This window comes from Bacillus cereus group sp. BfR-BA-01381, from assembly GCF_022663555.1.
In the GTDB taxonomy this organism is placed as follows: domain Bacteria; phylum Bacillota; class Bacilli; order Bacillales; family Bacillaceae_G; genus Bacillus_A; species Bacillus_A pacificus.
Genome location: NZ_JAKUFR010000060.1, coordinates 23,831 through 31,410, shown reverse-complemented (window position 1 = coordinate 31,410; position 7,580 = coordinate 23,831). Strand labels below are relative to the sequence as shown.

The following is a 7,580-nucleotide window of genomic DNA, read 5'->3' as shown; positions in this document are numbered from 1 at the left end:
AAGTAATAGAATTACCCCCGCAAAATTCCATAATGATTCGTATAAAAACGTTGGGTGGTAGTAAACACCATCAATATACATTTGATTAATAATGAAATCCGGTAAATGAAGGCCTTCTAAAAACTGCCTCGTTACTTCATCACCATGTGCCTCTTGGTTCATAAAGTTTCCCCATCGGCCAATTGCTTGTCCTAGTAAAATACTTGGTGCAGCAATATCAGCCAACTTCCAGAATGAAACCCCGCGGCGTTTCGCAAAAAGAATCCCTGTAATAACAGCCCCGATTAAACCACCATGAATCGCCAAACCACCTTGACGAATATTAATAATTTGACTCGGGTTTTGCGCGTAATATTCCCATTCAAAAATAACATAGTACATTCTCGCAAATAGAATAGCGATCGGTACTGCAATTAATACAAGGTCAACAAATGTATCTTTTGGAATACCTAGCCTTTCTCCTTCGCGAGTTGCTAGCCAAAGACCTAATAGCACACCTGTACCGATAATAATCCCGTACCAATAAACAGGAAACGGTCCAAGTTGGATAGCTACGCGGTCAAGCTGTGGTACAGAACCTAACAGCATATGTATGACCTCCCTCTCCAATGTTTACTCCTGATTTCCTAACTCAATCGCACTCATTAATCGTTCTGAGAACTGCTGTGCTGCATTGACTCCCATACGTTTTAAACGGAAGTTCATCGCTGCCACTTCAATAATAACAGCTAAGTTTCGACCAGGACGAACTGGAAGTGTAATCTTCGTAAGTTCTGTATCAATAATCTTCATCTTCTCTTCATCAAGACCTAAGCGATCATAATTTTTCTTTTGATCCCAAATTTCAAGATTAATAACAAGTGTAATACGCTTATAATTTCGCACTGCCCCTGCACCGAATAACGTCATAACGTTAATAATGCCTAGACCACGAATTTCTAATAAATGCTCAATTAAATCTGGCGAGCTTCCAACTAACATGTCTTCATCTTCTTGGCGAATTTCTACACTATCATCCGCAACAAGGCGATGACCACGTTTTACAAGCTCAAGAGCTGTCTCACTTTTACCGACACCACTTTGTCCTGTAATTAAAACACCAACGCCGTAAATATCAACTAACACACCGTGTACAGCTGTTGTTGGTGCTAACTTACCTTCTAAATAATTTGTTAAACGACTTGATAATCTCGTTGTCGTTTGAGAAGAGCGTAATAAAGGCATGCCTGATTCACGCGATGCTTGCAGCAACTCATCTGGTACATCTTGATTACGAGTTACAATAATACATGGCGTCTCCTCAGTACAAAGCGCTTTCATTCTCTCTTGTTTTTGCTCTGACGTTAACGTGTCAAAGAACGTAAGCTCCGTCTTTCCAAGAAGCTGCACGCGATCAGCTGGATAATATGTAAAAAATCCTGCCATTTCAATACCAGGTCGTGATAAATCACTTGTATCAATCGGACGATGAATTCCTTCTTCACCACTTATTAACTCCAATTGAAATTGTTCAATTAAATCTTTTGTCCTTACTTTCGGCATATGTATAAACCTCCACTCCGCTGCGGGTTCAGTCTCATTTGATGTAAAATTCCATTCTACCGGATATTGTACCATTTTTTTCTGGAAACAAGAAATACGGTTTCTAATAAATAGAAAAAAACATTTCATACATATCATGAAATGTTTTTCTTTTTGTCATTTTCTCTTTTTTTCATATAAAGGCTCCACAATTGCCTTTTCAATAATCATATTAAAAATTGATATACAAATTGCCGCAACAATCGCTACACCGAAACCTGATATATTAAATGCATCCCCTAATAATGAATCTGCTATCTTTAACGTAATTGCATTAATAACAATTAAGAAGAACCCGAAAGTTACAACAGTAATTGGTAGCGTAATTAAAATTAAAAACGGTTTTACAAACACATTTAAAACAGCCAAAATAATACTCGCAATAATTGCAGTTTGTATATTTGCTACGTAAAACGCGTCTGGTGCAATCCCTTTTAAAAGTCCCGATACAGCGATTAACACAACACTATTTACAAGAAGTGATACAATCCATCTCATTTTCTTACACATCCTTTTAAACATATATCTTTCATCATACGCTAATAGATAATAAACGCAAGTATCAGCAAACACTTATATCAACTTATTCTACTCTTCATGCTTGTATACCTACTAACACTTCTTTGCGAAATAAGGCCCACACCATCTATGCTCATGCGTTTTCACAAAAGTCCAAGTGAAATCTTTATCTACAATGTAAATATCGCCTTTATACATATCATCTGTTTCACGTAATATATCATCCATAATTAATAAACTTGCATCTTTTATTAGTAGTACATCATCACAGTGTTGATAGAAGATGTAGCACTCCTTTTTCACTTCATTATGAAACGCGTTTTCCGCTTCTTTCCCCTCTAAACACTTCTTTTTCTCATAACTAAATATGTGCCAAAGATATCCACATGCATACTTATCTCCATAAAGGAAAATGCCCTCTTTTTCTTCATCACTTAAATGGTTTGCAAAATGATCCTCCCAGCGTTTTCGAAAATATACACCCCACTTTTGAAACTCTCTTACCTTCATATTTTTCTTTCGCAACACATCTAAAAACCCCATCTTCTCCCCCTATGAACGAAAAACCGAGTGTCATTCCCACTCGGTTTTTCGTAATACCCTTATTGAGATAGCTCTACTTCTTTTATTCTCTCTTTCATTCTTGCTTTATCACGATTTAAAATCTCTTTTAAATACTTACCTGTATACGAGCGCTCTTCTTTCACTACTTGCTCTGGCGTTCCGGAAGCAACGATTTGTCCACCTTTGTCTCCGCCCTCTGGTCCAAGGTCAACGATATAATCCGCTGTTTTAATTACATCTAAATTATGTTCAATTACAAGTACCGTCTCACCGCTCTCAACAAGACGTTGCAACACTTCTAGCAGACGTGCGATATCATGCGCATGTAAACCAGTCGTTGGCTCATCTAAAATGTATAATGTACGACCTGTAGAACGACGGTGTAATTCAGAAGCTAATTTCACACGCTGTGCTTCACCACCAGATAACGTCGTAGCTGGTTGTCCTAATTTCATATAACCAAGCCCTACATCTACAAGCGTTTGAAGTTTACGCTTAATTTTTGGGATATTAGCGAAGAACTCTACCCCGTCTTCAATCGTCATCCCTAACACTTCAGAAATGTTTTTATCTTTATATTTCACTTCTAACGTTTCACGGTTGTAACGTTTACCGTGACAAACTTCACACGGAACGTATACGTCTGGTAAGAAGTGCATTTCGATTTTAATAATTCCATCACCACGGCACGCTTCACAACGTCCACCTTTTACGTTAAAGCTGAAACGTCCTTTTTGATATCCGCGCACTTTCGCTTCATTCGTTTGAGCAAACACATCACGAATATCATCGAACACACCTGTATAAGTCGCAGGGTTAGAACGTGGTGTACGACCGATTGGCGATTGATCTATATCGATTACTTTATCTAAATGCTCAAGACCTTTAATCTCTTTATGCGTACCTGGCTTCGCTTTCGCTTTATATAACTTTTGCGCTAACGATTTATATAGTACTTCATTAATCATCGTACTTTTACCAGAACCAGATACACCCGTTACCGCTACAAACGTACCAAGCGGGAATGACATTTTCGCGTTCTTTAAGTTATTCTCCTTTGCACCGACAATTTCCACTTTTCGTCCGTCACCTTTACGTCTTTCAAGTGGAACTGGAATAAACTCTTTACCGCTTAAATACTTCCCTGTTAGCGAATTCTCATCTTGCATCACTTCAGCTGGTGTACCTGCTGATACGACTTGTCCACCGTGAATACCTGCGCCAGGCCCGATATCAAGTAAATAATCAGCTGCCATCATCGTATCTTCATCATGCTCAACAACAATTAACGTATTACCTAAATCACGCATTTCTTGCAATGTACGAATCAGACGATCGTTATCGCGCTGATGCAAACCGATAGAAGGCTCATCAAGAATGTAAAGTACGCCAGTAAGACGAGAACCAATTTGCGTTGCTAAACGAATACGTTGCGCCTCACCACCTGATAAAGTTCCTGCGGCACGACTTAACGTTAAATAATCTAAACCGACGTTCACTAAGAACCCAACGCGCTCCTGAATTTCTCTTAAAATTAAATGAGCAATTTTTTGTTGTTTCTCTGTTAGCTCCACACTTGAGAAGAATTCCTGTACTTCTTGAACAGAATATTTCGTTACATCAGCAATCGTTTTTCCACCAACGAAAACAGCTAAACTCTCAGGTTTTAAACGTCCACCTTTACACTTCGGACAAGCTTGTTCTGCCATATACTTTTCCATTTGCTCACGGATGTAATCAGAACTCGTTTCGCGATAACGACGTTCAATATTTGGAATAACACCTTCAAATAAAATCTCATTTTCCTTTACTTGACCAAATTCATTTACATAGCGGAAATAAACTTTCTCTTCACCGCTTCCGTACAACACTTTATCAAATAAATCTTTCGGTATATCTTTCACAGGCACATCCATATCAACGCCGTAGTGATTACATACAGATTGTAAAAGCTGTGGGTAATATTGTGAACTTGTCGGTTCCCAAGGCGCAATCGCATGTTCATTTAATGATAAATCCCAGTTCGGAATAACAAGTTCTAAATCTACCTCTAGCTTTGAGCCAAGTCCATCACAAGAAGGACATGCACCGAACGGACTATTGAATGAGAACATACGCGGCTCTAATTCTCCGATTGAAAAACCACAATGCGGACAAGCATGATGCTCACTAAATAGAAGTTCCTCTTCTCCCATAACATCGATTAACACTCGTCCCCCGCCAAGCTTTAATGCACTTTCAAGTGAATCCGCAAGACGGCTTGCGATTCCTTCTTTTACAACAATACGGTCTATTACAACTTCAATGGAATGCTTCTTATTTTTATCTAACGCAATATCTTCAGACACATCAAGCATTTCACCATCAACACGTACACGAACATATCCTTGCTTCTTAATATCTTCAAGCACTTTCACATGTGCACCTTTACGGCCAGAAACGATAGGAGCTAACACTTGTAATTTCGTACGTTCAGGATATTCAAGGACGCGGTCTACCATCTGCTCTACTGTTTGTGATGTAATTTCAATGCCATGATTTGGACAAATTGGCGTACCAATTCGCGCAAATAATAAACGTAAATAATCATAGATCTCCGTTACCGTTCCAACAGTTGAACGCGGATTACGACTCGTCGTTTTTTGATCGATTGAAATTGCTGGTGACAATCCTTCAATCGTATCTACATCCGGTTTATCCATTTGTCCTAAAAACTGGCGTGCATACGCAGATAACGATTCTACGTATCTGCGCTGCCCTTCTGCATAAATTGTATCAAATGCTAATGATGATTTCCCCGAACCAGACAATCCTGTTACAACGACAAGCTGATTTCTCGGAATGGTTACATCAATATTTTTTAAGTTATGTGCTCTAGCACCTTTTACAACGATAAAATCCTTGCTCTTACTCACTCTTTTCACCCTTCCGCTTTTAATTCTAATAGTAAATCTCTTAATTCAGCTGCACGCTCGAAGTCTAACGCTTTTGCTGCTTCTTTCATTTCTGCTTCCATCTTCGCAATTGTCTTTTCACGCTCTTTTTTCGTCATCTTCTTAGCTGGCGTTGCTTCATACGTTTCTGTTTCTTCAGCAGCTGTCGTTGCACGAATTACATCACGCACACCTTTTTGAATCGTTTTCGGCGTAATACCATGCTCTTTATTGTAAGCCTCTTGTATACTACGACGACGCTGTGTTTCTTCAATCGCAATTCCCATCGATCTCGTTATACGATCTGCGTACATAATAACGCGGCCGTTTTCATTACGTGCTGCACGGCCAATTGTTTGAATTAATGAACGTTCTGAACGTAAGAACCCTTCCTTATCCGCATCTAATATCGCTACAAGCGATACTTCTGGAATATCTAACCCTTCTCGCAATAAGTTAATACCAACAAGAACATCAAACTTACCAAGACGAAGATCCCGAATAATTTCAATACGTTCTAATGTTTTCACCTCAGAATGCAGGTAATTCACCTTAATCCCTACATCTTTTAAGTAGTCTGTTAAATCCTCTGACATCTTCTTCGTTAAAGTTGTAATTAATACACGTTCATTTTTTGCAATGCGATCTTGAATCTCTCCTAATAAATCGTCAATCTGCCCTTCAATTGGTCGTATATCAATTGGCGGATCTAAAAGCCCTGTTGGACGAATAATTTGTTCTATTACTTCTGGCGACTGCTCTAATTCGTACGGTCCCGGTGTTGCTGAAACGTAAATAACTTGATTCGTTTTCTCTTCAAACTCATCAAATGTGAGCGGTCTATTATCTAAAGCTGATGGCAGACGGAATCCATGATCCACAAGCACTTGCTTACGCGCTTGGTCCCCGTTATACATCGCTCTTACTTGCGGCACTGATACGTGCGACTCATCCATAACGATTAAGAAATCTTCCGGGAAATAGTCTAATAACGTATACGGCGTTGCCCCCGCTGGACGGAGTGTTAAATGACGGGAATAGTTTTCAATACCTGAACAAAAGCCCATCTCGCGCATCATTTCTAAATCATAACGTGTACGCTGCTCTATACGCTGCGCTTCTAACAACTTGCCGTTATCATTTAATTCCTTTAAACGCTCTTCTAATTCTTTTTCGATATTTTCAATAGCGACCTTCATTTTTTCTTCACGTGTAACGAAGTGAGATGCTGGGAAGATTGCTACATGATCACGCTCTGCTAATACTTCCCCTGTTAACGCATTCACTTCGCGAATACGGTCAATTTCATCACCAAAAAACTCAATTCGAATACAATGCTCGTCAAGTGATGCCGGGAAGATTTCAACTACATCTCCGCGCACGCGGAATGTACCACGCTTGAAATCAATATCATTACGTCCATACTGCACATCAACAAGTTCACGAAGCAATTGATTGCGATCCTTTTCCATACCAACTCGAAGTGAAACAACTAACTCGCGGTATTCTTCTGGAGAACCTAAACCATATATACACGAAACACTCGCAACAATAATTACATCATCCCGTTCAAATAATGCAGACGTTGCCGAGTGACGCAATTTATCAATTTCATCATTAATCTGTGCGTCTTTTTCAATAAACGTATCTGTTTGCGGCACATACGCTTCTGGTTGATAATAATCATAATAACTAACAAAATATTCAACTGCATTATTCGGGAAAAAGTCTTTCAACTCACTATATAACTGTCCTGCTAACGTTTTATTGTGAGCCATAACAAGCGTTGGCTTTTGCACTTCTTTAATGACATTTGAAATCGTAAATGTCTTACCCGTTCCTGTTGCTCCAAGCAACACTTGCTTTTTCTTTCCACTATTAATTCCCTCTACAAGCTTCTCTATAGCTACCGGCTGATCACCTTGTGGGGAATACGCTGAGATAATTTCAAATTGACGTTCCAAGTAAAATCCGACCTCCTCA

Annotated in this window: 6 protein-coding genes; all 6 read right to left on the bottom strand. The window is 39.2% G+C overall.

The genetic code is table 11. The features are described from left to right. Positions 1-588 (bottom strand): prolipoprotein diacylglyceryl transferase (gene lgt / locus MR079_RS19370; RefSeq protein ID WP_242294461.1); only part of this gene is annotated, 588 nt, incomplete at its 3' end. 24 nt (positions 589-612) lie between these two features. Next, positions 613-1,542: an HPr(Ser) kinase/phosphatase gene (gene hprK, locus MR079_RS19365; protein WP_001127250.1), complete on the bottom strand. Its 930-nt coding sequence runs from the start codon at positions 1,540-1,542 to the stop codon at positions 613-615. A 156-nt stretch (positions 1,543-1,698) separates the two neighbouring features. Beyond that, complete coding sequence (locus MR079_RS19360; RefSeq protein WP_001267308.1) at positions 1,699-2,079, bottom strand: phage holin family protein; 381 nt, start codon at positions 2,077-2,079, stop codon at positions 1,699-1,701. Positions 2,080-2,193: 114 nt separating this feature from the next. Beyond that, a complete protein-coding gene (locus tag MR079_RS19355; RefSeq protein WP_242294460.1) occupies positions 2,194-2,643 on the bottom strand; it encodes a DUF4275 family protein in 450 nt (149 codons plus the stop codon). A gap of 59 nt (positions 2,644-2,702) precedes the next feature. Further along, positions 2,703-5,579, bottom strand: a complete 2,877-nt coding sequence (uvrA, locus tag MR079_RS19350; protein ID WP_000045567.1) for an excinuclease ABC subunit UvrA — start codon at positions 5,577-5,579, stop codon at positions 2,703-2,705. Positions 5,580-5,584: 5 nt separating this feature from the next. Further along, the gene (uvrB, locus tag MR079_RS19345) at positions 5,585-7,561 is read right to left on the bottom strand and encodes an excinuclease ABC subunit B (RefSeq protein WP_242294459.1); all 1,977 of its coding nucleotides are present in this window, start codon (positions 7,559-7,561) and stop codon (positions 5,585-5,587) included. Positions 7,562-7,580: the final 19 nt, after the last annotated feature.